Genomic DNA, 26070 nt, shown 5'->3' with positions numbered 1-26070 from the left:
GCCCTTCGTGGCCGCATGTGGCACAGCCGCCCCCGGCTGTGATCCGTTGTCTTCCCGTCGTGCTCGTCGTGCCGTTGTGGTTCCACCGCCGTTGACTTTGGCGCTGAGGGCGGGTAAGCTCCGGGTTCCTGTCGTGTGCGCAGTCCTGCACGTGCTCCAGAGGTCAGCCATGCACAAGATCGCTGTCTTGCCGGGCGACGGCACCGGCCCGGAAGTCGTCCGCGAGGGGCTCAAGGTCCTCGCCGCCGTCAAGGAACTGGATGGATTCGAATGCGAGACCGTCGAATACGATTTCGGCGGCGAACGCTTTCTCCGTACCGGCGAAGTGCTGCCGGACTCCGCTCTGGACGAGCTGCGCGGCTTCGACGCGATCTACCTGGGCGCCGTCGGACACCCCGACGTGGCCCCCGGCATCCTGGAGAAGGGCCTGCTGCTGCGGCTGCGCTTCGAACTGCAGCAGTACATCAACCTGCGCCCCGTGAAGCTCTACCCCGGCGTGGACTGCCCGCTGAAGGACAAGGGGCCCGAGGACATCGACTTCGTTGTCGTGCGCGAGAACAACGAGGGGCTCTACACGGGCGCCGGCGGGTTCACCCACAAGGGCACGCGGGACGAGGTGGCCATGCAGGTGATGGTCAACACGCGCGCCGGCGTCGAGCGCTGCATCCGCTACGCCTACGAGTACTGCCGCCGGCGCAACGACAAGAAGATGCTCACGCTCTGCGCCAAGACGAACGTGCTCACGTTCGCCCACGACCTGTGGTGGCGCACGTTCTGTGAAGTGGGGGAGGAGTACCCCGACATCAAGCAGGACTACGCCCACGTCGACGCCACCTGCATGTGGATGGTCAAGAACCCCGAGTGGTTCGACACCATCGTGACCTGCAACATGTTCGGCGACATCATCACGGACCTGGGCGCCATGATCCAGGGCGGCATGGGCATCGCCGCCGGCGGGAACATCAACCCGGACGGCGTCAGCATGTTCGAGCCCATCGGCGGCAGCGCGCCGAAGTACACCGGCAAGGGCGTGATCAACCCGCTGGCCGCCATCTGCGCCCTCGGCATGATGCTGGAGCAGTTGGGCGAGTCGAAGTCCGCCCGCCGGATCGAGCAGGCCGTCATGGGCCTGACCGCGAACAAGATCAAGAGCATGGCGGCCGGCAAGATGGGCTACAGCACGTCCGAGGTGGGCGACCTGGTGGTGAAGGCTCTGCCGGACATCGACGTCTGAGCGGCGCCGCGACGGCGCCCGGGGGCTGCGCGGCGATGGCACGGATCTCGGACGCGTTCAGTGCGCGATGCACCGAGGCGCCCACCGCCCTGGTGGGGGCCCTGGTGGACTCCATGCCCTACCCCCTGATCGTGCGGGACATGGACCGGCGGGTCGTCCTGGCCAATCGCGAGGCCGAGCGTTCATTCGGCGGCGACCTGCTGAGCTGTCGCTGCCACGAGATCGAGGTCCTCCGACGCAGCGTCTGCGGGCATTGCCCCGCGCAAGAAGCCCTGGACCAGCGCCGTGCGGTGGACCGCGAGGTGAGCGATCCGGAGACCGGCCGGATCCTGTTCGTGACCGTCTTCCCGATGCTCGAGAGCGACGGGACGCCCTGCGGCGTCATCGAGACGGCGCGCGACGTGACGGAGGAACGCCGTGCCGCGGCGCGGACCCGCGACCTGCTCGCCCGGGTTACGGAGCAGAACGAGGAGCTGTCGGCCTGGCGGCGCAGCTTCGACTACGAGCTGCGCACGGCGCGCGAGATCCAGCAGATGCTGGTGCCGGGCCGGCCGTTCTGCATGGGCGGCATGTGCTTCGACTTCCTCTGTCGGCCGTCCGGCCAGATCGGGGGCGACCTCTACGACATCTGCCCCGTGGGACCGCATGGGGCGGGGCTGCTGGTCTGCGATGCCTCGGGGCACGGCGTGGCGGCGGCCCTGCTGGCCGTGATGGTCAAGATGGTGTTCCGGACCTCCGGCCTCGTCACGGGCAGCCCGACGCGCGTCATGCGGGCGCTGAACCGGCGTCTGGTGCAGATGTCGCCCGCCCAGCATTTCGCGACCGGGTTCTACGCCGTCTACGATTCGGAGACGCACGCGATGCGCTACGCCGCCTGCGGCCATCCGGCCCCGCTGGTGGTCCGGGCGGGCAGCCAGGACGTGGAGGAACTGCCGGGCGGCGGCATGGTCCTGGGCGGCATCGAGGAGATCCAGGTCGACGAGCGGTCGGCGCAGGTGGAGCCCGGCGACAGGTTCCTGGTCTACACCGACGGCGTGACCGACTGCACAAACCGGGCGGGGGAGCGTTTCGGGATCGAGCGCCTGCGGGCGGCGGCGCGCGAAGGAAGCCGTCTGCGGGGTCCCGAGTTCCTCCAGTGCGTTGTGCGGCACGTGGACGAGTTCGCGGACGGGGCGCCGCCGGCCGACGACCTGACGCTGGTCGTGGCCGAGCACACGCACGACGAGCCGGCCTGGCTGGCCGCGTATGGGCAGGAATAGCGGGCGCGGCCGGTTCTTGCATGCGGGCACGGCGGGGGTATAATCGCGGCCGTCGGGCGGCGACGGTGCTGCGGCGCCGAGGGCGGCTGCCCCCACGCATTCCAGACAGGGGCCGGGAGACGATGACGGAGCGCATCGAGAGCGTGGTCAGCATTCGGGACTTCGATCGCGACGCGATCCTGCGGGTGCTCTCGGTGGCCGCCGGCATGGAGGCGGAAGACCGTTCGGGCCTGCTGGCCGGCTGCGTGCTGGGCACCATGTTCCTGGAGCCCTCGACGCGCACGCGCATGAGCTTCGCCTCCGCGATGGTCAGGCTCGGGGGCAGTGTCCTGGACCTGGGCGACCCCGCCCACTCGTCCTTCAAGAAGGGCGAGTCGCTGAGCGACGCCATCCGGATCGTGGCCGGCTACTGCGACGTGATCGCGCTGCGACACCCGTGGGAGGGTGCCGCCCGCCTGGCCTCCCAGATCGCCGGCGTGCCGGTCATCAACGCCGGCGACGGATCGAATCAGCACCCGACGCAGACGTTCCTGGACCTCTACACGATTCAGAAGGTCTGCGGCCGGATCGACGGGCTCACGGTGGGCTTCGTCGGCGATCTGAAGTATGGGCGGACCGTGCACTCGCTGGTGACGGCCCTGAGCCGCTTCGACTGCCGGCAGGTCTTCGTCTCGCCCCCCAACCTGTCGGTCTCGGCCGACCTGCGGCGTGAACTCAAGGAGGCCGGCATCGCCGGCCACACGACCACCGACCTGCGGGAGGTCCTGCCGGAACTGGACATCGTCTACTGCACGCGCATCCAGCAGGAACGGTTCCCCGACATCGTGGAATACGAGCGTGTGAAGGGCGCCTACCGGATCGACCGCGAACTGCTGGAGCGCGCCGGCGTCAAGGACTCCATGCGCGTGATGCACCCGCTGCCGCGGGTCGACGAGCTGGCGCCGGACGTCGACGAAACGCCGCACGCCGTGTACTTCGAGCAGGCCAGGAACGGGATCCCCGTCCGGCAGGCCCTGCTGGCCATGGTGCTGGGAAAGGTATAGGCATGGACCCGGGCAGGGCGCCGCGCGAGAAGATGAACGTCGCCGCCATTCGCAACGGCACCGTCATCGACCACATCCAGAACGAGGCCACGTTCAAGGTCGCCGAGATACTGCAGCTGGCCCGGAGCGACCAGGTGGTTCTGGTCGGGATGAACCTGCGCAGCAGCCGCGGCGGGTGCAAGGGGATCGTCAAGATCGAAGACCGCGAGCTGACCGCCCGCGAGGTCAGCACCATCGCACTGATCGCCCCGCAGGCGACGTTGAACATCATCAAGGACTACCGGGTGGTGGAGAAGCGTCGCGTCGAGCTGCCCAGGACGGTCGAGGGGATCGTGCGCTGCTTCAACCCGAGCTGCATCACGAACTGCCAGAACGTCGCCACGCGGTTCGACGTGCTGGCATCCAACCCCGTCAGTCTGCGCTGCAGCTACTGCGAGCGCCTCATGAGCGGCCCCGACATCGTCCTGAAGTGACCCGGCCGGCTTCAGCCCGAGAACGCCACCAGCGGCACCTCGACCATCGTCTTGAGGCCCGGCTCGGCGGCCAGCACCGAACGGGCCGCGTTCACCACGATGGCGCACGTGGCCACGTCGCCGTTGACGCCGCCCTCGATGACCGAGCGGATGTCCGGCTCGCCGGTGATCTCGACGATGTCCCGGCTGGCCGGCTCGCCGACGGCGGCGCGGAACACGAGCCGGATCACCTCCTTGTCGCCCACGTAGGCGCGGCCGACCTGCTCGACGCCGCAGACCATGCCGGCCTCGATCGGCACGTAGCCGCCGCTGATCGCCTTGTCGGCGACGACCGGACGGATCGTCTCGGTGCTCCGCGTCAGCGTCCAGCCCAGGCGGGCGGCGATCATGTCCATGGACTCCGGCAGACCCACGTGGCGCAGCGAGCCGTCCTTGACCCGGCGGCGGAACTCCGCCCGCGTCAGGCCGGCACCGATCTTCTTCTGGAAGGGCACCCGGCGGGGCGCGGCGTCCTGCAGGCGGTGGACGACCACCTTCCGGACGCTCTGGCATACGGCGGTGAGCGCACACGGCAGGGAGTCCATGAGGAACCCCGGGTTGACGCCGGTGGCCAGGCACGTGACCCCGTGCTTCCTGCAGACCGCGTCGATGCGCCGCGCGGCGGCCGGCGCCGTGCGCCAGGGGTGGGAGAGCTCCTCGCAGGTCGACACGATGTTCAGCCCCGCGGCGGCGATCTCCGCGATCTGGGGCTCGATGCGTTTCAGATCGGATACGGTGGACAGGAACGCGACGTCGGCCTTGCGTCGCCCGAGGGCCGCGGCGAGGTCCGTCTTCACACGCACACGCAGGCGTTCGTGCCCGCACAGCTCGCCCAGGTCCTGCCCGGCCTTGTCCGGGGCGGGATCGACGGCGCCGATGAACCGCACCCCGGCGTTCGCCCGATCGAGCGCGTAGCGCACGATCTTCCGGCCCACGGGGCCCAGCCCCACCTGGATCACCTTTGCCATACCGGCCATCCCTTCTTCGGTCCTCGTGTGTGGTCACGGATCGGCGTGCGGCCCGGCCTCCGGGCGTGCCCACGGAATCATAACCCATGACGGCGCAAGGTCAAAGGGAGCTTCCATGTCGCGCCGGAACCTTGCGGGGCGTGCGTCTGTGCGCTACACTCAGCGCCCATCACACCTCGAAAGGCGCTCACCGTGCAGCAGCACACCAGAGCCGTGCCCGCCGGGGGCACACCGTCCACGGGCCGCGTCCGCGCGATGTCGGCGGCCGTGTTCCTTGCACTGGCGGTCGCGGCCGTGCCCGTGATCATGCTGGCGTGGGGACGGATGGGCGCCTCGGCGTCGGCACCGGCCGCCCCGGGGCGGCCGCCCCTGCCGCCGGAGGGCGCCCGCTGGGCGGTCGACCTGTCCCGCGAGGATGGAGACCGGCTTCTGGAGGCGTTCTTCGCGGCTCTGGAGGCCGAGGCGGGCGCGGCCGCGACGCCGCCGCCCGGGCGCGGGGGAGACGGGCCGCCGATCCCCGTGTTCGTGACCGCTTACGTGCCCGGTGCCGACCCGGTGCGCGTGTGCGGCTACGGAGCCGAGCCTGAGGAGGGCGTGCGGGAGGCGGCCGCAATGGTGCGTGCACGGGCCAACCCGGCCCTGGAGCCCGGCCGGATGCGCGTGCGCATCGACGTGGTCCGGGAGGCGCTGCCGTTCTCCGAGCGGCATCGCATGGCGTTCGTGCGGCGGCCGGTCGGCGAGCCGGTCGGGGTGGCGCTCCGGAGCGGCGAGCGCTATCACTGGTTCCTGCCCGGAGACATCGCCGACGACGAGGCCGCCGACGGCGAGGCGGTCCTGATGCTGCTGTGCCGCCGGGCGGGTCTGCGGGCCGGCCGGTGGCGTCAGGCGGGCCTGCCGATGTGGCGCCTCCGGGTGGCGGGGTTCGTCAACTCGGCGCCCGGCAGCCGCTACGCGATGGCGAGCCCCCGCGGGCTGGCGCCCCTGTCTGAGCCCACCGTCGCACGCCTGCGGCGCGCCTGCCGGATGGCCGCCGACTACCTGCTGCGGTCGCAGCAGCCGGACGGACGCTTCGTCACCTACCGCGACGCCGCCACGGGTCTGCGCGGCGGCTGCGAGACGGTCACCGAGCAGGCGGTTGCGGCCGGGGCCTTGGGGATGCTGGCGGAACTGCGGCCGGAGGTCGAATACGTCGAGGCGGCCTACCGGTGCCTGTCCTACGCCATGGCGGCCACGGACCTGGACGCCGCCGGCCCGATGACGGCCGTCACGCGCCGCCAGGAGGTCTGCAACGTCGCGTACGAACTGGAGACGACTGCCCAGGTGCTCGAGGCGCTCTGCCGCTACCGCCGCGTCAGCGGGCAGTCCGCGCCGGACGCCTGGATACTGGCCATGGCCCGGTTCCTGCTGTCGATGCAGGGCGAGGACGGGCGTTTCCACCTGGCCTACGACGCCGTTCGGCAGGAGCGCCTCAGCCCGGGCCTGCATGCGGACAGCCCCATCCCGCAGGCGAAGGCGGCGGCCGCCCTGCTCCTGGCCCACCGCGAACTGGGCATTCCGGCCTGCCTGTCGGGAGCCGGCAGGGCGTTGGTCGCGTTGCGGGACAGCCTGGCGGCCCGGCCCGCCCCCCTGCAGGCCCGCGAGGCGCGTTGGCTGGCCGCGGCGCTCCGCGAGGCGGCCCCCCTGTTTCCGGACGAGGGTTTCGACCAGTGGCTGTGCCGGATCTCCGCCGAGCGGCGCACGGCGCAGGTCCTGCCCGCCGACGCCCCGGCAGCCGACCTGGTGGGTGCGACGCTCGAGCGCCTGCCTCCCACCGCGCAGACGACCGCCGATGACCTTGTGGTCTTCGTCTCGGCCAGTATGATGGATGGGCCTGACAGGGCGGCCGATCTGGCTGCCGCCCGCCGCGCGGCCGCATGGCTGATGCACCTGCTGTACCTGCCTGAGAACAGCTACTACCTGGCCGACCCCGGCGCCGCCGAGGGCGGCCTGCGAGAGCAGATCGGCAGCAACGTCATCCGCGTTCAATCCCTTGAGTCGGCCCTCAGAGGCATGGCCATGCTGACCCGACTCGAACTCCAGGACATGCGCACGAATGATCGAGAAGGCTAAGATCGCAGACCCCCCGGCCATCCTGGCCATCGTCAACCACTTCGCGCAGCGGGAGCTGATGCTGCCCCGTTCGCTGAACGACGTCTACGAAGCCCTGCGCGACTTCTTCGTCTATCGCGAGGATGGCAGGATCATCGGCTGTGTGGCCCTGCACATCAGCTGGCAGGGGCTCGGCGAGGTGCGCAGCCTGGCCGTCGTTCAGGAGGCACAGAACCGGGGCGTCGGCACGGAGCTGGTGCGGCGCTGTCTCGACGAGGCCATGGAGATGGGCATGCGGCACGTCTTCGCCCTGACCTACCGGCCGGAGTTCTTCAAAAAGCTGGGCTTCGTCGACTACCCCAAGGAGAAGCTGCCTCACAAGATCTGGACCGACTGCCTGCGATGCCCGCGCTTCCCCGAATGCAACGAAGTGGCCGTGATGAAGGACCTGCCGCCGGGCGGCTGACGGCGGCGCCCGGCGGGGAGGCAGAGGAGCGACCATGACAGCGACAGGCGCCGCACCGGGCCGCACGCCGCCCCCCGACGAGGACGTGCGGGCCGAGGTGCGCGATTCCTCCGCCCGCACGATGCTCGTGGAGGCCGCCGCCGGCACGGGCAAGACGACGCTGCTCGTGGACCGCATCCTGGGCGGCGTGCGCGAGGGCCGCGTGCGCCTGGCCGGCACGGTGGCCATCACGTTCACCGAGAAGGCGGCCGGGGAACTGGAGGACCGCCTTCGCACGAAGCTCGCCGAGGCATGGCAGCAGGCCCCCCGCGATTCCGCTGAGCGTCGACACCTTCAGACGGCGCTGGAGGAGATCGACCGGGCGGCGATCGGGACGATCCACGCCTTCTGCGCGCGCCTGCTCCGGGAGAAGCCCGCCGAGGCCGGCGTGGACCCCGAGTTCGCCGTGCTGGAGACCTCCGCCGCCGACCTCCTGCGCGAGCGCTGCTGGCGGGAGTGGATCGACGGGCAGATGGACGCCCGGGCCGAGCCGCTGCGGGAGGTCCTCCGGGCCGAGGTGCCTCTCTCGGCGCTCAAGGGGCCGGCCCTGTCGCTGCTGGATGCCCCCGAGGTGCTGGAGGGGGAACGCTTCGTCCTGCGCAGGCCGGCTGCGTTGCCTGCGGAACTCTCGTCGGATCTGGTCGGCGGGCTTGCGGCCGTCCGGAAGGTCCTGGCCGGCCTCGAGCGCACGAACGAGCACTCCCGCGTTCTTGTGCAGGCTGTGGAGGGCCTGGACGACCTCGGGGCCGACGCGGTCCGACGGCTCGGCTACGCGGCGGCCGGCGTCCCCTGCGAGGACGTGCTCCGGAGCGTCTCCAAGGGCCTCCGCGACGAGGCCGTCGGCGTCCTGGAGCCATGGCTCGCGGCGGCGGCCTCCCTGGGCGCCCACCTGGCTGCCGATGTGTTCGAGTGGCTGCTGGGCTTCGTCCGCCACTACGGCCGGGCCAAGCAGGCGCGGGCGGTGCTGGACTTCCAGGACCTGCTCTGGATGTCGGCCCGGCTGCTGCGCCGCGACAGAGCGGTGCGGCGCTTCTTCCAGCTGCGGTTCAGCGCCTTCTTCGTCGACGAGTTCCAGGACACGGATCCTCTCCAGGCCGAGGTGGTGGCCTTCCTGTGCGAGGACCCCGAAGCCCCGCCGGCCGACCGGATGGAGGACGTGCGCCTGGCCGACGGCAAGCTGTTCGCCGTGGGCGACCCGAAGCAGTCGATCTACCGCTTCCGGCGGGCCGACGTCCTGATCTACGAGCGCTTCAAGGGCTTGTTCGGCCCGGCCGGGTTCGGCGAGGACCGTACACGCACGGTCTCGTGCAACTTCCGATCCACGTCCCGGCTGCTGGACGTCTTCAACCGGACGTTCGAGCGGCTCTTCGCGGTGTCCGACCGGCCGGACGTCTACCAGGCCGCGCACGTGCCCCTGGGGGCACCTGCGGACGCGGCGCCGGGCGGGGCGCCGGTTCTCGCCGTCTGCCCGCCGGCGGGCGTGTACGATCCGAAGCGACAGGCCGGGCAGGGGCGGCGGTTCGAAGCGGACGCGCTTGCGCGCACGATCCGCGCCCTTCTGGACGGCGCACTGCCGGGCGCCGACGGCCTCACCGTCGGGCCGTCCGGCGTCGCGGTCCTGTTCCGATCCCTGACCGGGATCGACGTCTACCGGGCGGCGTTCGACGCGCTGGGAATCCCTTACCGCGTCCTGGGCGGAAAGGGCTTCTACCGGCGCGAGCACGTGGCCGAGACACTGACGGTTCTGGAGGCCGTGGACGATCCTCTCAACGAGGCGGCCGTCGTCGGTGCGCTGCGGAGTTCGTTCTTCGGCATCACCGACGAGGAGCTGTTCCGGCACCGCGAGGCGGGCGGCCGCTGGAACTACCAGGTGAGCGCGGGCGGCTCGGCGCCCGTGCAGGAGGCGCTGGGGCACCTGGCGCGGTGGCACGCCCGCCGCAACCGCGTGCCGGCGGCCCAGCTCCTGCGCGAGATCCTGGCGGCCACGCGGGCCGTCCAGGCCTTCCGGCTCAAGCCGGCCGGACGGCAGCGGGCGGCGGACATCGATCTGATGCTGGGCCGGCTGCGGGAACTGGCCGGCTCGGCGCCCACGTTCAGCGCGGCTGTGCGCTACCTGAGCGCCATGCGGGACGGCGGGGCCGCCGAGCAGGAGTCCGCGTCCGGCGCCGAGCCCGGCGACGACTCCGTCTGCCTGATGACCGTCCACAAAGCGAAGGGGCTGGCGTTCGACGTCGTCGTGCTGGCCGACCTTGCCCATGCGTTCGCTTCGGTGGACAAGGTCGGGCCGCTTGTGGTCGATCGCCGGGGCGGGCAGATGGGCTTCCGGCTCACGGCGGGCCTTCGATCGCAGGGCTACGACGATCTGGCGGAGTGCGAGCACCGGAACGTGCAGGCGGAGGAGCGGCGGCTTCTCTACGTCGCGTGCACCCGGGCCAGGAAGCTCCTGGTGCTGCCCCTCCACTGGGCCCGCGACACGGCCGCCGGGTCCCAGCAGGCGGATCTCCTGGGCACAGGGCTGTTCGCGGATGCGGAGTCCGTGCCCTTCGGCCGTGAACAGGATGGGGTCTACTACCTGGACACCGCCCCCTGGGCCGGCGAACTGGGCGGCGGGCCCCGGCCTCGGGTCCTGCCGCAGGACGACCGGCCCGATGCGGAGGGCCTGCTTCGCCGGAGGGACGAGTGGCGGCTGCGCCACCGGCTGTTGGCGGACCGTGCCTCGGCGGCCGATCCCTTCGTGCTGCCCAGCGTCACGGATGCCGAGGCCGAAGGCGCCCGCCCGGCCGACGAGACCGCCCGTGGGGTGGGGGGCAAGGACTTCGGCTCCCTGTTCCACAACATCATGGCGCGCGTGCCTCTGCGGGCCGGCGAGGACGGAGGCGACCCGGGGCCGCTTGTGCGGGGACTGGCCCGCATCGAGGCCGATCTGCTCGGGCTGGACGACGCGGCCACCGAGGAGGCGGCCCGGCTGGCCCTGGAGGCGCTGGCCCACCCGGAGTTCCGTGCGCTGCTCGACGCGGCCACCGGCGTGGCGACCGAGGTCGCCTTCGCCGTGCCGTTGGCCGCGCTGCCCTTCTGCGCCGACGACCGCCCCGGCCTTCTGGAGGGGAGCATTGACCTGTTGCTCAGCGGTCCGGGGCGCACGGTGATCGTCGACTACAAGACCGATCGCGTCCCGCCGGGGCGGCACGAGGAGGCGGCGGCCGCCTACTGGCCGCAGCTGGGCCTGTATGCCCTGGCGGCCGGGGCCTGCGGCCGGGCGGCCGGCGAGGCGGAACTGGCGCTCTTTTTCGTGCGTACGGGCGATATGCTCCGGCGTCGGCTCGATGCCGACCTGCGGAGGAGACTGGCCGACCGGCTCTCCGACGGCGGACGGAGCGACTGAGCCGGCGTGCGCGGCCGGCGGCGCAGCCGCCTACAGCGCCAGCGTCAGCCCGTCGGTGGCGGCCAGGACCTCCAGGCCGAGTTCCTGCGAGAGGCCGGCGGCCAGCTCGCGGGGCCTCGACTTGAGCATCGTCATGCCGAAATGTGTCAGCACGGCCCTGCGCGGGCGCACGGTGCCGATCACCTCGCGGGCGTCCTCCAGGCTCAGGTGCATCACGTGCGGGCTCTTATGCGGTTCGCGCAGCACGACGTTGAGGATCAGTATGTCGGCGTCGGAGTAGGCGCCGGCCAGATCCTCGAATGGGGCCGTGTCCACCACAAATGCCAAGGTCCCGTGGGCATGACGGAACTTCACGCCGTAGGTCTCGACCCCGTGCCGGTGGCGCACGCTCGTGGTGAAGCGGACGGGCCCGAGGGCGTAGTCGGCCTCCGGCCGCAGCGGCACGACCTGGTCGAGGTGGGGCCGCAGATAGCCGAGAAGCACCGCGTCGGGGCCCTCCAGGCACTGCCCCGGGGCGAACAGGGCGCCGTGCGGACGATGGCCGCCGGCAGTCATTGCGTCCAGGACGGCGTTCAGGTCGCCGGAGTGGTCGATGTGGGCATGCGAGAGCACGACCGCGTCGAGTCCGGCGGGGTCGATGCGCGGGCGGGCGCGCGCACAGCGCACGAGCGTGCCGGGGCCGGGGTCGATCATGATGCGCAGGCCGTCGATGGCCAGCAGGGCGCCCGCCGAGTACCGCAACTGGCGCGCCATGACGAAGCGCGCGCCGGCGGTGCCCAGGAACTTCACGAAGTCGCCTTCCATGTGGTCCTCCGTGCCGGGAACATCCGCGCATTAGATCAGAACGGCGTTGCCCTGCCAACCGGCGAGTGCGCGCGCGGCCACGCGCGCGACGGGTCCTCTGCCTCGACGCGACCGACGCCACCACATGGCACATTCCTGGCCGGGCCAGCAGTTGCCATTTCGTCACGTTTGGTGTAGAATCGCGGGAGGCTGCGCGGCCGGAACGGCTTCGCGACCTGTAGCGTTGTGCGACCGCCGGGCCGGGGTGCGCGCCCGGCGCCGCCTGTGGAAGTTGGTGCTTCGGAATGCTTTGGGATACTGGTCTCGAAGTGCGACAGCTTGACGGTGCCCCATGGCACGTGCTTTGCGTAGCTGTCGTGCAGTTTGGCGTGTGGCGTCCGGTTGTCTCCAGGCAGGAGGGCGCGTCAGTCCATGAATCGGATCCAGACAACAGGCATTCGGCGAAGTCGCTCGGGGCAGGCCGTTGTGGAGTTCGCCCTGATCCTCCCGGTCTTCCTTCTCCTGCTGTTCGGCGCCATCGAATTCGGGAGGGCGTACTTCACGCTCCACCTGCTGACGAACGCCGCCCGGGAGGGCGCGCGGACCGGCGTGGTGCCGGGCAAGGTGAACGCGGACGTGTCCGACGCCGTCGACGTGTTCCTCCAGGGCGTGGGGTTGAACGGGTCGTGGACGACGAGCGTCGTCGTCAAGGACTCCTCGGGCACGGTCCGGGGGGCCGGGCTGGTCGACGCGCTCGAGGGCGACCGGGTGCACGTGGCCGTCAACTACAACTTTGCGGTCCTGAGCGGTCAGATCATCCCGGGAATGAGTGGAACGCTGCCGCTGGCCGGGCGGTGCGTGTTTCGGCATGAGTAGGGAGATGGTGTGCGACGGCGTGGCCGCCGTGGCGGTCTCGGCGGTCTGATGGGTCCTCAGTCTGCGTCGGGGAGTTGGCGGTGAAGGTGAAGAAGACGCGTTCGCGGGTGTTCATCATTGCGGGGGTGTGTTGCGCGTTGCTGGCCGTGGTTGTGCTGCAGAAGGGGAGGGGCTCGGGCAAGGCGCCCAAGGCGGCCCCCGAAGGCAGCAGCATCCTGCTGGCCTCGCGGGACATCGCGTACGGCGAACTGCTGGTGCCGGCCGGTCAGGGCGGCGAGGCGAACGTGACGGTCGTCAATGGCTGGCCGAGCGACCACAAGCCGGGGGGCGCCCTGACGGCGGCTCGGGAGCTGACCGAACGGCCGATGCGTGCGGCCGCGCCGTTCGTTCGGGACGAGGTGATCCTGAAGGCCAAGGTCATCCCGGAGGATGAGTTCATTCCGGCCGGCCTGAGGCGCGAGAGCATCACGGTCGACCAGGCCGATACCCGCTCGGGCCGCATCCGGCCGGGCATGCTCGTCGACGTCCTGCAGATCGTGAACAAGGAACCCCGCCCCTACATGCGCAACGTGCGCGTGTATGCCGTGGGTGCCGTGGACTCCCGGGAGCGCCCGGTGCAGCACAAGGAGCCCGATCCGATCGTGCACCTGCTCGTCAAGGCGGAGGACCATCTGACCTTTCTGGGGGCCAGGCTGAAGGCGAAGTTCATGCTGATGCCGGCGACGGATCCGACGATCGAAGGGCCGCTCCTGGTCGATGCCACGGTCCAGGAGGAGGCCATGCGCGCGGAGATTCGGGAGTTGCTGGTGCGCGGCGGCGCCCTGATGGCCGCGGGCGACTACGAAGGGGCGCATTCGGCCTTCCGGCAGGCGGCCGAACTGCACCCGTCGGTCGGCGACCTGTCCAAGCAGGCGGCCGAACAAGCCGCGCAGTGCCGGCAGAAGCTCGCGATGGGGCGCTATGAGCAGGCCCGGCGCGCGCTGGAGGAGGACAAGGACTACACGCTGGTCCTGCATCATCTGGACACCATCGCCAACGAGTTCGGCGACGTGCAGAGCGTCATCACCCAGGCGAGCGAGTTGCGCCGACGGACCGAGGAGGCGCGGAGCCGGGCGCTGGTGCAGGACCGCTACGCAAACGCCGTACGGCAGTTGGAGGACAGCCTGAAGGACGGCAACCTGCCCCGGGCCCGCGAACTGCTGGCCGACCTGAAGCAGCTCCAGGAACAGGGAGTCCGGTCGGACGGGGCGACCGAGGATCTTGCCACGGAGGTGGCCGGCTACGAGCGGAGGGTCCGGGAGGCGGCGCAGGCGTTCGAGAGCGACAGGATGGTTCTGGAGTCATTCGTTCGGCAGCAGAAGCTGCCGGAGGCACGGGACCGGCTCAGGCAGATGAAGCAGAAGTTCCCGCGGCACCCCGACCTGCCGCGTCTGGAGGCGTCCGTGCCTGCGGAGTAGCCGGATCAGTGAGGGCGGCCCGGGGCCGTCCGTTCGCGAATGGCGTCTACGAGGTGAGTGGTGACCGAGGTAGTCCTATTCGTCCTGCACGCAGACCGGGAATACGCCGAACAGATCGCGACCGCGTTCCGGCAATACGACGCGGAGATGACGATCGAGGTGCTGGTCGATCTGAGGGAGGCGTCCAACCGGGTCCGTGAGGAGGTGCCTACGGCGGTCGTCGTCGGCGTCGATGCGTCCAACGACCCCGCGCTCAAGACGGTCGAGACCGTCAGCCACATGTCGGGCGACGTGGGCATCGTCGTGGTCAGCCGGGATCCGAGCCAGGAGTTGCTTGTCTCCTGCATGCGGGCCGGCAGCGACGAGTTCCTGGAGTTCCCCATCGACCCGGACGAACTGGGCAAGGCGATGCGCGGGCTGTTCAAGCGCAAGGGGATCGCCGGCCGGCAGGAGGGGAAGGTGACGGCCGTCTTCAGCGCGGCCGGCGGGGTGGGCGTCACGACTGTGGCCTGCAACCTGGCCGCCGGAATCGCCGCCGAGATGGCCGGTTCCAGGGCCTGCAGCATCGTGGACATGAACCTCCAGTTCGGATCGGTCGCCCTGGCGATGGACGTGCGCGAGTTCGCGCATACGCTGGCGGACGCCGCCCAGGAGGAGTCGCGCCTGGACGAGAACCTTCTGGTGTCCTTCATGGCGCAGCATCCGTCCGGCGCGGGAGTGCTGCCGGCGCCGACGTCCTTGCAGGACCTGGACGGCCTGGACCCGTGGCGCCTGCGCACGGTCATCCAGGTCTGCCGGAAGACCTACAGCCACGTCATCCTGGACATGCCGCATGCGGTCGATGAGACCTCCATCGTGGGGCTGGACGAGGCCGACGAGGTGCTGGTGCTCTGCGACATGCTGCTTCCGACGATCCGCCACACGATCCACGCCCTGGAGCTGTTCCACGAGCTGGAGTATGGCGCCGAGAAGCTGAAGCTGGTCATCAACCGGTTCTACGACAACCACCAGGTGTCGCTGGACGAGATCGTCGAGCACGTGAAGCTGCCCGTGCACTGGGTGATCCCCTATGATTCGCAGGTGGCCATGGCCGCGCTGAACGCGGGGCAGTCGTTCGAGGCCACCGACGGCGACAGCCAGGCGACTCACAGCCTGATCGCCCTGGCGCAGTACTCGGCGGGGCTGCAGCCCCGCCCCCGACCGAAGAAGAAGCGCGGTCTGTTCAGTTGGACCCGATGACGCGCAGCGTCCACAACCGCAGGGGGTCGACGCGGAAGGAAGGTGACGCATGAGTTCTCTCAGGGACAGAATCAACAAGCTTCGTTCCACCGGGGCGAGCGAACCCACTCCGGCCGCCCGGGAAGCGCAGGCCCCCGCCCCGCCCGAGACCGTCCGGCCCGAGGAGAAGGAGGCCCAGCATGTCGTCAAGAAGCAGAAGATATCGCTCGGGCGCGAGCAGTACCAGGAGCTGAAGCGGAGCATCCACGGCAAGCTGCTGGACGCCCTTGACCTGAGCATCCTGAGCGAGATGAAGGAAGAGGAGGTCAAGGAGCAGATACGGACAGTGGCCACCCGGCTGCTGGAGCAGGGCAGCGTGACGTTCAACCGGCGCGAGCGCGAGAACTTCGTGCAGGAGATCGTCGACGAGGTGCTCGGTTTCGGGCCGCTCGAGCCGCTCCTGCAGGACCCGAGCATCAGCGACATCCTGGTCAACGGCGCCAAGCAGGTGTACGTGGAGAAGGAAGGGCGGCTGTTCGTCACGGACGTGGAGTTCAAGGACAACCCCCACCTGCGCCACGTGATGGACCGGATCGTCTCGACGGTGGGCCGGCACATCGACGAGAGTTCCCCCATGTGCGACGCGCGTCTGCCGGACGGCTCCCGCGTGAACGCCATCATCCCGCCGCTCGCCGTCGACTATCCCGTCCTGTCCATCCGCAAGTTCCGCAAGGATGCGCTCAGCGTCGAGGACCTGCTCAACCGCGGCACGATGGGTGCCGACGTGGCCGAGGTCGCCAAGGCATGCGTCCGTGCGCGTCTGAACGTTCTGATCAGCGGCGGCACCGGCGCCGGCAAGACGACGATGCTCAACATCATGAGCGCCTACATCAGCCACCGCGAGCGGATCGTCACGATCGAAGACAGCGCGGAACTGCAACTGCAGCAGCCCCACGTCGTGCGCCTGGAGACGCGGCCGCCCAACATCGAAGGGCGCGGCGAGGTGACGCAGTACGAGCTGCTCATCAACAGCCTGCGCATGCGGCCTGACCGCATCATCCTGGGCGAGGTGCGCGGGCGCGAGGCCCTGGACATGCTGCAGGCCATGAACACCGGCCACGACGGCTCGATGTGCACCGTGCACGCCAACTCGCCCCGCGACGCCCTGGCCCGCCTGGAGACCATGGTCGCCATGGGCGGCCACGACCTGCCCCAGTCGGCCGTGCGACAGCAGATCAGCAGCGCGCTGGACGTCATCCTCCAGATGCAGCGTCTGCCGGACGGCACGCGGAAGATGACCTACTTCACCGAAGTGCTCGGCATGGAAGGCGAGATCGTGACGATGCAGGACATCTTCCGGTTCGAACGCAAGGGCGTGGGCAAGGACGGCGAATCGCTCGGCAACCACGTGGCGACCGGGGTGCAGCCCCGGTTCCTGGATCGCCTGCGCGCCGCCGGCATGAACCTGAGCCCCGCCTTCTTCATGCCGCGCAAGTAGCAGGCCGGCCCCGCACCCTCTTGGACGGAGAGGCAGCCGCAATGCAGGATCCACTCGTTCTGGCCCTGGTGTTCCTGTCCGTCCTGTTCGGGCTGTCCGGCATCTGGCTCTGGGTGAGCCAGCGCAGGACGGTCAGGGGCCGCATCAGCATGCGGATGCTGGGTGTCAAGCAGGTCAAGCGGTACGAACTGGGCGATGCCCTGGCCGAGACGCGGAAGCGCGAGGAGAAGAAGCGGCAGCAGCGCACGGACGCCCTCCGCAAGAAGGCGTTCAGCGACATCCCGGCCGTCGACGGCGCCCTGCAGAAGGTCTCGTGGGCCGAGAAGCTGGACGGCATGCTCATCCAGTCTCAGTTGCCGGTGTCGGTCGGCAGCTTCGTTTTGCTCTGCCTGGTGATGGGCGCGTTGGGAGTCGCCGTGGCTGTGCTCTGGCGCCGCTCCTTCGACCCGATCCTCTCCGGGCTGTTCGCCCTGCTGCTGGGCGGCGCTCCCGTCATCTACGTCGTCATGACGGTGCGCCGCCGGGTCAAGCGGTTCAGCGCGCAGCTCCCCGACGCCCTGGACCTGCTCTCCAGCAGCGTCAAGGGCGGTCAGTCGCTGAACGCCGCCGTGCAGAACGTCGCCGATGAGATGCCCGACCCCGTGGGGGACGAGTTCAAGATCCTCTCGGACGAACTGTCGTTCGGCGTGCCTTTCGAGAGGGCTCTCCGCCACCTGATGAGCCGGATCGACTCGGGCGATGTGCGGTTCCTGGTCGCCGCCCTGACCATCCAGAAGGAGACGGGCGGTAACCTGTCCGAAGTGCTTGACGGGCTGCAGAAGACGATTCGGGAGCGGTACCGCATCCTCGGGCAGGTGAAGACGCTGACCGCACAGGGCAAGCTGAGCGGGCTGATCGTGGGCTCGCTGCCCGTGGTTCTGGGCGCGTTCCTCTACCTCGCCAATCCCGAGTACATGAGCAAGCTGTTCGAACCTGGGGTCGCCAGGGCATTGGTCGCCATCGCGCTCGGACTCCAGGTCGTGGGCTGCCTCCTGATCGCGAAGATCGTCAGAATCCAGGTGTGAGTGCCATGGACAACCCGCTGGTGCTGGCCGGAATCTTCGTGGGCGTGGTCGGCCTGTTCGTGGCCGTCGGCGTGTTCCTGCAGAAGCGGCGGGGGCCCCGCACGCTCGACAACTGGGACATCGCCGGCAAGGGCGCCGGCCCGGTGGTTCTGAAGCCGAGCGGGCGACGCCCGCGGCGCCAGTACGGCGAAGGGTTCATGGCTCGCATGGTCCGGCCCCTGGCCTCCTTCTGGCGGTTCGGGGACTCCTCCCAGAGCAAGCTGCAGGAACTCCTCGTCCATGCCGGCATCCGCCAGAAAGGCGCGGTCGAGGTGTTCCTGGGCGCCAGGCTCGCCCTGGCTCTGGCGCTCCCGGCCGGCGTCGTCGTCTTCCTGCTGTCGCGGACGAACGTGACCGCGCATCACCTGAACCCCCGCGCCCTGTTCCTCTACGGTTCCATGGCCCTGATTGTGGGCATTCTGGCTCCCATGTACTGGCTGCGCGGCAAGGCGCGCCGGCGCATCCAGAAGGTCCGGTTCGCGCTGCCCGACATGCTGGACCTGCTGATCGTCTGCGTCGAATCGGGCCTCGGTCTGGATGCCGCCCTGATCCGCATCAGCCGCGAGCTGCAGGAATCGGCCCCCGAACTGGCCGAGGACCTCATACTTCTGAACCTGGAGATCAGCGCGGGCAAGCCGCGCGAGGAGTGCCTGAGGAACCTGGCCCTGCGCAGCGGATCGGACGAACTCGAGTCCCTGGCCGCGCGCATCAACCAGGCCGCGAAGTTCGGCACGAACCTCGGCAACTCGCTGCGCATCCACTCCGAGTCGCTGCGCCAGAAGCGGCGCCAGGAGGCCGAGGAGCGGGCGGCCAAGACGTCCGTCAAGCTGCTGTTCCCCCTGGTCTTCTGCATCTTCCCCGCCATCTTCGTCGTCATCCTCGGGCCGGCCATGGTCGACATGATGGAGTTCTTCGGCAGTTGACTCCGTCCTCGGCCCGATCGCCCCGTCCGTCCGGGTCCCCGTGCGCCCCGATCTTCCCGTCGGCAGGCCGATCGGCCGTGTGGGGCCTCTGAGCGGGGCGGGCGGGGGCCGGGTGCCGGCGTTTTTCGGCCGTGCCTTTTCGCCCGCCTCTGCCGGCCCGAACGGGTCGGCCGAACGGCCGATGCCCCGACGCCCGACTCGGCGGAACACCTTGTGAGCACAGGGGATACGACGCAGACGGCATCTCGTGTCCGTCACCCCAGCATGGCGTGTGCCGGTTGCGGCGAGCGCCGGCTGCAGGAGCCGTCGGGGCATTTCTTGAAAGCCCGGTCGTCGATTGCTTAGATTCATCCCTGGAGGTGCGATCCCGCACAAGACGCAGTGGTTCAGGGAGGATTCGGAAATGGTTCGGCGCATGTGGGGCATCTGTATCGTGGCGGCGTTGGCTCTGTCTCTCGGGTGCACGAACGTGCAGAAGGGGACGGCCGCCGGCGGCGCGGCCGGGACGGGGATCGGCGCCCTGGCCGGGCACGCCATCTCTTCGGTGGGCGTCGGCCCGGGAGCGGTGGTCGGGATGGGGCTGGGAGCCCTGGCCGGCGCCGTGGCGTCCGGGCAGTACTACGATGTCGACGGCACGGCGGAGCTGGCCACGGCCGACACCGACGCGCTGGCACGGCAACTGGCCGAACGGGAGGCGGCACTGGCGGCGGCCCAGGCCGAGATCGAACGCGAGCGGGCCCAGCAGAAGGCGATCCTGGAGGCCTATGAGAAGCTGCGTGCGGGGCAGGGCGCGCCGGCGTCGGCGCCTGACCCGGACGCCGTGCACACGGTCACGGCAGGCCCGGACGACGGACTGATCTTCACCATCGAGTCGGCGGCCCTGTTCAGCTCGGGGAGCGCGACGCTGAGTGCCAAGGGCAAGAGAGCCCTGCAGGCGGCCGTGCGGGACATCCGGTCCCGGTTCTCGCAGCCGCAGATCGAGGTGCGCGGGCACACCGACAGCCAGCCGATCCGCTACTCGTCCTACAAATCCAACTACGCGCTTTCGGTCGCGCGCGCCCAGGCGGTGGTCAACTACCTGGTCGAATCGCAGGGCTTCCAGCCGTCGGAGTTCACGCTGGTGGGATGCGGCGACACGCAGCCGGTGGCATCGAACGCAACGGCGGACGGTCGCCAGAAGAACCGGCGCGCCGAGCTGGTCGTGCGCCCTCGAGGGACAAAGGTCGCGGACGTCAGGTAGTCGGTTCGCCCGACGAGACGAAGGACGGCGGCCCTCGAGGAGGCCAGGCCGGCTGATGAGCCATGTTCCGGACGGCAAGAGCACACGCTTGCTCCGCATCCTGCTGCTGGCGGCGGTGCCGCTCTCGGTCGCGTTCGGGTGCCACTATCCGCAGGCGCTCCGGACCTACGAGTACGTGGTGACCCATGAGCGCATGAGTGCCGCCCACGAGCCCTTGCTGTCCCTGGTCTACGTCCCCAGGTCCGTGAACCTCCGCGACTACCGCGGCATCGTCATCGGCGAGGTCGGGGTGGGCCGCCACTGGGTGGAGACTCCGGACGCGGCGCGGCAGTACGCGCAGTTGTTCCGCGTCCTGCTGCGCCGCGAACTCCTGGAGCAGAACCGGTTCCACTTCGTCAGCATGGACCCGGACGACCCGCGCATCGACGCCGTGCCGGGCAAGAACGACGTGTTGCTGTTCGAGGGCATGATCACCCGGCTGGACGAGGGCTCGGGGGTCCTGCGCTACCTGAGTTTCTTCTTGTGGTTTCTCCAGGCAGGAGCGACCGACCTGCAGATCGAGGGCCGCATCCTGGAGGCCGAGTCCGGGCGGCTGGTCGTTGAGTTCGTCGACCGCCGTCGGCACCTCTGCAACACGCCGTTCGGTCCAAACCCGAAGACGATCAGGGACGGGTATGCCATGCACGTTACGGCGCATCTCACAGCGGAAGCCCTGGCCGAATTCATCGCGAGAGGCTGGAACGGTCTGCCCGTCGCACGGGCCGACGGAAGTGAGGACGCAAGCCCCAAGGGCAGGAGCTGAGGTATGCCCATGACGGTGGATCTCCGGCCGGTCTCGATGTGCTCGTCGGACGAACTGCGTCGGATTGTCGGCGACATCGCCGGTCGGCCTGTGACCCTGATGGGATTGGGCCTGTTCGGGGACGGACAGGGCGCTGCGCGCTATCTCGCGACGAGAGGTGCGCAGGTGACGGCGACCGACCTGCGGCCGGCGGAGAAGCTGGCGCCCGCGCTCGAGAGGCTGGCGGACCTGCCGATCACCTACCACCTCGGCGGGCATTGCCAGGAGGACTTCACCCGGTGTGCGCTGGTCGTGGCCAGCCCTGCGGTGCCGAGGGGGAACGTCTATCTGCAGGCCGCCGAGCGGGCGGGCGTGCCCATCACCAGCCCGATGAACATGTTCCTTTCGCTCTGCCCCGCCCCCGTGGCCGCCGTGACCGGCAGCAACGGGAAGTCGACCACGACCGCCCTGATGGCCGCCATCGTGCGCGCCCTCGGCGTGCGGACGTGGCTGGGGGGCAATATCGGCATCTGCCTCCTTTCGGACCTGGAGCGGATGTCGCGCGAGGACGCAGTCGTGCTGGAGCTGTCCAGCTTCCAGCTCGAGGACGCGGCCGTGCTGAAGTGGTCTCCCCACGTGGCCGTCCTCACAAATGTGACCCCGAACCACCTGGACCGGCACGGGACGATGGAGGCGTATGCCGACGCGAAGCGCAACATCGTGCGCTACCAGACGGCGGAGGACTTCGCCGTGCTGAACGCGCACTGCGACGAGGCCTGCCGCTGGGCACGGGAGGGGCTGCCGGGGCGGGTGCGCTGGTTCGACGCGGAGGCGCCGGCCGGGTGCCTGCCCGAGGGCGTGAGCCTGATCTCGGGCCGGCTGATCCGGCGCGACGGGCCGCGTCATGAGGTGCTCTGCACGCGGGAGGACATCCCGTTGCTCGGGATGCACAACGTGGAGAACGTGATGGCCGCGGCGGCCGGGGCCGGATGCCTGGGCGCGGGCTTTGAGGAGGTGCGTGCGGCCCTGGCGTCCTTCGTGGGCCTCGAGCACCGCCTGGAGCTGATCGGCGAGTTCCGCGGCATGCGGTTCTACAACGACTCCGACAGCACGACGCCTGCTTCCGCCATCGCCGCCGTGCGGAGCTTCAGCGGGCCGGTGACGCTGATCGCCGGCGGCTATGACAAGAAGCTGGACGTCTCCCCCATGGCCAGGGAGGCGGCCCTCGGCGCCGAGGCCCTGATCACCATGGGGCAGGCCGGCCCGCTGATCGCGCAGAAGGCGCGCGAGGAGAACGCGTTGATCGGCCGCTCGCTTCTGGTGCGCGAGGTCAGTACCCTGAGCCAGGCCGTGGACGCCGCTGCGGAGCTGTCCATGCCCGGCACGACGGTGCTCTTCTCCCCGGGCTGTGCCAGCTACGACATGTTCGAGAACTGCAACCACCGCGGAGAGGCCTTCAAGCACCTGGTGTGCGCACGCTTCACCGGCGCCGGCAGTTGCTCCTGCAGCGCCTGAGGGCGCGGGGAGCGCGCCTGCCCGCACCGTCTCGACTCCCGGGCGGTTGCGCCGTTGGCCGCGGCGTCTATAATGGGTGGGATGCCGGCTTCTCGTACCCGAACCCCCGCAATCGGTGTGCTGTGTCGTGTTCGGGACCGCGCCGGCGGAGCGTGAGGGGAGGGCGCCGGGCGTGGCGGCGGCGATTCTGGGTCTGAAGGCAACCCTGTCGGACGGCTCCTGCCGGCGTGTCCTGCTGTACGACGCCGGCGGGGGGGCCGTCGTGCTGGAGCGCACCGGCAGCGGCGGGTGGGCGGGGCCCGACGGCGCGGCTCGCCTGGCCGGCGACGATCTGGCCGCGCGAATCGAGGCCGGGCTCGGCGACCGCTGGCAGACGGTGGAATGCCGGCTGGACGGGCAGACCGTCGTCTACGACGTGCGGGGCGGCGCGGTGCGCGTTCGTCGCCTGGCGGTTGCCCGGGGGAGTGCGCCGGCCGAGGCGGCCGCGGCCGCGGCCGACGCCGGGGCGCTGATGGACGCCCTGGGCATCCCGCGTTCGAAGCGCAGGGGTAAGTTCCGCCAGGCCGGCCAGTTCGGCCGGATCGTGCTCGACGCGCTCGGCGGCGGCGAGGGCGCCCCGGTGCGGCTTCTGGACCTGGCGTGCGGGCGCAGCTACCTGGGGCTCTTCCTTGTGGACCAGCTTCGGCTGCTCGGGCGCCGCGTCCGTCTTCACGGGGTCGATTCCGAACCGGAGCTGGTGGAGAAGAGCCGCCGGATTGCGGAGGGCCTTGGCTGGCAGGGATGCACGTTCGAGGTGGGCGACCTGGCCGGCTGGTCGTCGCCTGCGGGAAGCTGGGACGTGGTGCTGGGGCTTCACGCGTGCGACACGCTCTCGGACGACGTTCTGGCGATCGCCTGGCGGTGCCGGGCGCCGCTGCTGTTCGTCGCGCCGTGTTGCCAGCACGAGCTGCGGCACCAGTGGGAGGACCATCCGCTGGCGTGGATGTCGCGGTACGGGCTGCTGGAGCAGCGGCTGGCGGACGCGGTGACGGACGGGCTGCGATGCCTCGTGATGGAGGCGGTCGGCTACCGTGTGAAGGTGCTGCGGTTCACGGAAGCCGACGTCTCCCCCAAGAACCTGCTGATACAGGCGCAGTGGACGGGCCGCCCTCTGGCATGGTGTGCGGAGGCGGCCCGGGAGTTCGCGCGGACGTTCCGCGCACGACCGAAGATCATCCGCCTTCTGGAGGAGGCGGCGGAACCACCGGACCGGCCCCGGCAGGGGGCCTGTGAGCGGCGCGAGCCGCCTGGCCAGAGGATCAGCCAATGAAGATCAGCATCGTCGGCGCCACCGCTTACACCAGCCGGGAACTCATCCGGATCCTGGCCCGCCATCCCGAGGCCGAGATCATGCACCTCGGCGGGCGCCGGGAGGGGAATCCCCGCATCTCGGAGGTCTTCACGTCCTTGCGCGGGCTCTGCGACCTGCCCGTGCTGGGGATGCACGTGGACGACGTGCCGGAGAAGCCGGACGTGGCCTTCTTCACCGTGCCCCACGGGCTGGCGCAGCAGTTCGTGCCCGAGTACCTGGACGCAGGGGTGCGCTGCGTGGACTTCAGTGCCGACTACCGGCTGCCCGACCTGGGGCTCTACGAGGCATGGTACGGCAAGCACGAGGACCCCGAGAACGTCCAGCGCGCCGTCTACGGCATCCCCGAGCTGTTCCGCCGCGACGTGGCCGGCGCCGACCTCGTGGCAAACCCGGGCTGCTATCCCACCGGCGTGGCCCTGGTGCTCGCGCCGCTGGTCCAGGCGAAGATCGTCGACTGCAGGGACGTCATCGTCGACGCCGACAGCGGCGTCAGCGGCAGCGGGAACAAGCCGACGGCCGGCAGCATGTTCTGCGAGTGCAACGAGGACGTGCGGGCCTACAACGTGGCCGGCCATCGCCATGAGCCCGAGATGGAGCACGTGCTGGTGCTGGCCGGCGGGTGCGAGCCGAACGTGACGTTCGTCGCGCATCTGGTGCCGATGGACCGCGGGATACTGAGCACCGTGCACGCGCGCCTGACGCGGCCGGTCGGCGACGACGAGCTTCAGGGGCTTCTGGAGAGCTTCTACGCCGATGAGCCGTTCGTGCGCGTCTGCCCGCCCGGGCAGCAGCCGCGCACGAAGGACGTGGCGTTCACGAACTGCTGCGACGTGGCCGTCGTGGCGCGCAAGGGGATCCGCGTCGTGGCCACCGCCGCCATCGACAACCTGATGAAGGGGGCCGCTTCGCAGGCCGTCCAGAACATGAACTGCATGTTCGGCCTGCCGGAGACGACGGGCCTGCTGCTGTGACGGGGGGGCGTCAGGCCGCGGTGGAGACCACGCGGTTGCGGCCGGACTCCTTGGCCCGGTAGAGGCATTCGTCGGCGCGGGCGAAGACCGAGTCGGCGTCATCCGACGGTTCGTACTGGGCCACGCCGAGGCTGACGGTTGCGGGCACCAGGGAACCGGCGGCGCCGCGGAAGCGCCGCGCCTCGATCGTCGCCCGCAGGCGCTCGGCCGTGGCGGCCGCCTGGCTCAGGCGCGTGCGCGGCAGCAGCACCGCCAGTTCCTCCCCGCCGTACCGATAGGCCGAATCGTATTTGCGCAGGACGGCACGGACGCGATCGGCCACGCGCATCAGGACGACGTCGCCGGTTGCGTGCCCGTGCGTGTCGTTGATCTTCTTGAAGTGGTCGATGTCGATCACGATCAGCGAGAAGGGCTCGTGCGTGCGCGCGGCCAGCTCGATGGCCGCCTGCATCTGGGCGTCGAAGTGGCTGCGTGAGAAGAGGCTGGTCAGGCCGTCCACCACCGCCCTGGTGTGCAGGTGCTTGGCCTTGACGGCCAGGCTGATGTGGTGGGCGATCTCCATGAGGACGGGCCGGCGGGTGCGGTTGAACTCCTCCACCTGCCGGGCCGGTTCCCGTGGGTCCTTGCGCCAGGCGAGGACCAGGACGCCGTGGATCTCGTCTTCCACCTTCAGCGGCAGGACGGCGTGCAGGGCGCCGGCCTGCACGCGTGCAATGACGCTGTGGCTCTCGAACTCGGCGATCTGGAAATGCGGCAGGCGCGCGGCGGCGGCCTTCCGGCCCGTGTGTGCCTTGCCGTCCGCATACCGCGCGAACGGGCTCATCTGGCCCTTGCGCTCGTCTCGCAGCAGGATGACGGTCTCACAGGGCCTCAGCAGGGCGTGGATCAGCTCCAGGAGCTTCTCCGCGATGATCGCGAACTCGCTCTCGTTGTTGACGATCGTGGCCGCTTCGCGCAGTGTGGACAGCTCGTCGATCCGGGCACGCTGGCTCCGGTGGCGCGACTCCAGTTCGACGGCGCGCGTCTGAAGCGCCTGCAGGCGGGCCTCCAGCCGTTCGGCCTTCGCGTGGCGTGTGGCCAGCAGCACCGTCGCCACGATCCCGTAGAGCCCCGCCACGCAGCCGAGGCCGGCCGGCACCGCCAGCACGAGTCGGCTGCTCAGCATCGGGTGGTCGAACAGAGGCGTGTCCAGCAGGAACCGGGCGGCCAGGAGCCCGCAGCCGGCGGCGGCGATGGTGCAGATGAGGACCCCTATGTTCGTGAGTGCTGCGCGCAAGAACGGGGCTCCCGACGGGCCATGGCTGCGAGTCTGTCGAACGGGGCACACGCCGTGCCCACAGGTACCATGGTAGGGCATCGGCTG

The 26070-nt window shown here is 70.1% G+C and carries 21 protein-coding genes; 18 read left to right on the top strand and 3 right to left on the bottom strand.

Annotation, left to right across the window (positions count from 1 at the left end):
• Window positions 1-169: 169 nt before the first annotated feature.
• From GXY85_06135 to GXY85_06120, 4 genes are all read left to right on the top strand, one after another.
• A complete protein-coding gene (locus GXY85_06135; protein ID NLW50408.1) occupies window positions 170-1234 on the top strand; it encodes a 3-isopropylmalate dehydrogenase in 1065 nt (354 codons plus the stop codon).
• 35 nt (window positions 1235-1269) lie between these two features.
• Window positions 1270-2493 carry a SpoIIE family protein phosphatase gene (locus GXY85_06130; protein NLW50407.1) on the top strand — a complete coding sequence of 408 codons (1224 nt, stop codon included), beginning with the start codon at window positions 1270-1272 and terminating at the stop codon, window positions 2491-2493.
• Between the two features lie 122 nt (window positions 2494-2615).
• Window positions 2616-3536, top strand: a complete 921-nt coding sequence (gene pyrB / locus GXY85_06125) for an aspartate carbamoyltransferase (GenBank protein ID NLW50406.1) — start codon at window positions 2616-2618, stop codon at window positions 3534-3536.
• A gap of 2 nt (window positions 3537-3538) precedes the next feature.
• Entirely contained in the window at window positions 3539-4009 is a 471-nt protein-coding gene (locus tag GXY85_06120; protein NLW50405.1) for an aspartate carbamoyltransferase regulatory subunit, read from the top strand.
• A gap of 11 nt (window positions 4010-4020) precedes the next feature.
• On the opposite strand, the gene GXY85_06115 is transcribed toward GXY85_06120, so the two are convergent.
• Complete coding sequence (locus GXY85_06115) at window positions 4021-5016, bottom strand: dihydrodipicolinate reductase (GenBank protein ID NLW50404.1); 996 nt, start codon at window positions 5014-5016, stop codon at window positions 4021-4023.
• Window positions 5017-5208: 192 nt separating this feature from the next.
• Here GXY85_06115 and GXY85_06110 point away from each other — a divergent pair, with 192 nt between their 5' ends.
• Genes GXY85_06110 through GXY85_06100 form a run of 3 tightly spaced genes read left to right on the top strand, consistent with a single transcriptional unit; the run spans window position 5209 to window position 10991 of the window.
• The gene (locus GXY85_06110; GenBank protein NLW50403.1) at window positions 5209-7125 is read left to right on the top strand and encodes a hypothetical protein; all 1917 of its coding nucleotides are present in this window, start codon (window positions 5209-5211) and stop codon (window positions 7123-7125) included.
• The gene (locus GXY85_06105) at window positions 7109-7570 is read left to right on the top strand and encodes an N-acetyltransferase (GenBank protein ID NLW50402.1); all 462 of its coding nucleotides are present in this window, start codon (window positions 7109-7111) and stop codon (window positions 7568-7570) included. The genes GXY85_06110 and GXY85_06105 overlap by 17 nt, the downstream gene beginning before the upstream one ends.
• Before the next feature lie 34 nt (window positions 7571-7604).
• Entirely contained in the window at window positions 7605-10991 is a 3387-nt protein-coding gene (locus tag GXY85_06100; GenBank protein NLW50401.1) for a UvrD-helicase domain-containing protein, read from the top strand.
• Window positions 10992-11021: 30 nt separating this feature from the next.
• Here the strand turns inward: GXY85_06100 and GXY85_06095 are convergent, their stop codons facing one another.
• A complete protein-coding gene (locus GXY85_06095) occupies window positions 11022-11795 on the bottom strand; it encodes an MBL fold metallo-hydrolase (GenBank protein ID NLW50400.1) in 774 nt (257 codons plus the stop codon).
• Between the two features lie 411 nt (window positions 11796-12206).
• On the opposite strand from GXY85_06095, the gene GXY85_06090 reads away from it, so the two are divergent.
• The 11 genes from GXY85_06090 (at window position 12207) to GXY85_06040 (ending at window position 24707) form a co-directional block, all read left to right on the top strand.
• Window positions 12207-12650 (top strand): hypothetical protein, encoded by a 444-nt coding sequence (locus tag GXY85_06090; protein ID NLW50399.1) that lies wholly within the window; start codon window positions 12207-12209, stop codon window positions 12648-12650.
• An 80-nt stretch (window positions 12651-12730) separates the two neighbouring features.
• Window positions 12731-14107 carry a hypothetical protein gene (locus GXY85_06085; GenBank protein NLW50398.1) on the top strand — a complete coding sequence of 459 codons (1377 nt, stop codon included), beginning with the start codon at window positions 12731-12733 and terminating at the stop codon, window positions 14105-14107.
• Window positions 14108-14167: 60 nt separating this feature from the next.
• Window positions 14168-15346 carry an AAA family ATPase gene (locus tag GXY85_06080; protein ID NLW50397.1) on the top strand — a complete coding sequence of 393 codons (1179 nt, stop codon included), beginning with the start codon at window positions 14168-14170 and terminating at the stop codon, window positions 15344-15346.
• Window positions 15347-15395: 49 nt separating this feature from the next.
• On the top strand, window positions 15396-16823 hold the full coding sequence (locus GXY85_06075) for a CpaF family protein (protein NLW50396.1): 1428 nt from the start codon (window positions 15396-15398) through the stop codon (window positions 16821-16823).
• A 41-nt stretch (window positions 16824-16864) separates the two neighbouring features.
• Complete coding sequence (locus GXY85_06070; protein NLW50395.1) at window positions 16865-17887, top strand: type II secretion system F family protein; 1023 nt, start codon at window positions 16865-16867, stop codon at window positions 17885-17887.
• A gap of 5 nt (window positions 17888-17892) precedes the next feature.
• Entirely contained in the window at window positions 17893-18849 is a 957-nt protein-coding gene (locus GXY85_06065; GenBank protein NLW50394.1) for a type II secretion system F family protein, read from the top strand.
• A gap of 403 nt (window positions 18850-19252) precedes the next feature.
• A complete protein-coding gene (locus tag GXY85_06060) occupies window positions 19253-20089 on the top strand; it encodes an OmpA family protein (GenBank protein ID NLW50393.1) in 837 nt (278 codons plus the stop codon).
• Window positions 20090-20144: 55 nt separating this feature from the next.
• A complete protein-coding gene (locus tag GXY85_06055; GenBank protein ID NLW50392.1) occupies window positions 20145-20891 on the top strand; it encodes a hypothetical protein in 747 nt (248 codons plus the stop codon).
• A gap of 3 nt (window positions 20892-20894) precedes the next feature.
• Window positions 20895-22385, top strand: coding sequence for a UDP-N-acetylmuramoyl-L-alanine--D-glutamate ligase (gene murD, locus GXY85_06050; protein ID NLW50391.1), 1491 nt, complete (start codon window positions 20895-20897; stop codon window positions 22383-22385).
• Window positions 22386-22557: 172 nt separating this feature from the next.
• Window positions 22558-23694 (top strand): SAM-dependent methyltransferase, encoded by a 1137-nt coding sequence (locus GXY85_06045; GenBank protein ID NLW50390.1) that lies wholly within the window; start codon window positions 22558-22560, stop codon window positions 23692-23694.
• Window positions 23691-24707, top strand: coding sequence for an N-acetyl-gamma-glutamyl-phosphate reductase (locus tag GXY85_06040; protein ID NLW50389.1), 1017 nt, complete (start codon window positions 23691-23693; stop codon window positions 24705-24707). Before GXY85_06045 ends, GXY85_06040 begins: the two co-directional genes overlap by 4 nt.
• Before the next feature lie 10 nt (window positions 24708-24717).
• Here GXY85_06040 and GXY85_06035 read toward each other — a convergent pair whose 3' ends face one another.
• Entirely contained in the window at window positions 24718-25983 is a 1266-nt protein-coding gene (locus GXY85_06035) for a GGDEF domain-containing protein (GenBank protein NLW50388.1), read from the bottom strand.
• Window positions 25984-26070: the final 87 nt, after the last annotated feature.

The organism is Candidatus Brocadiaceae bacterium, from assembly GCA_012728835.1.
In the GTDB taxonomy this organism is placed as follows: Bacteria; Planctomycetota; Brocadiia; order SM23-32; family SM23-32; genus JAAYEJ01.
This window is presented reverse-complemented; position numbering and strand designations above follow the sequence as displayed.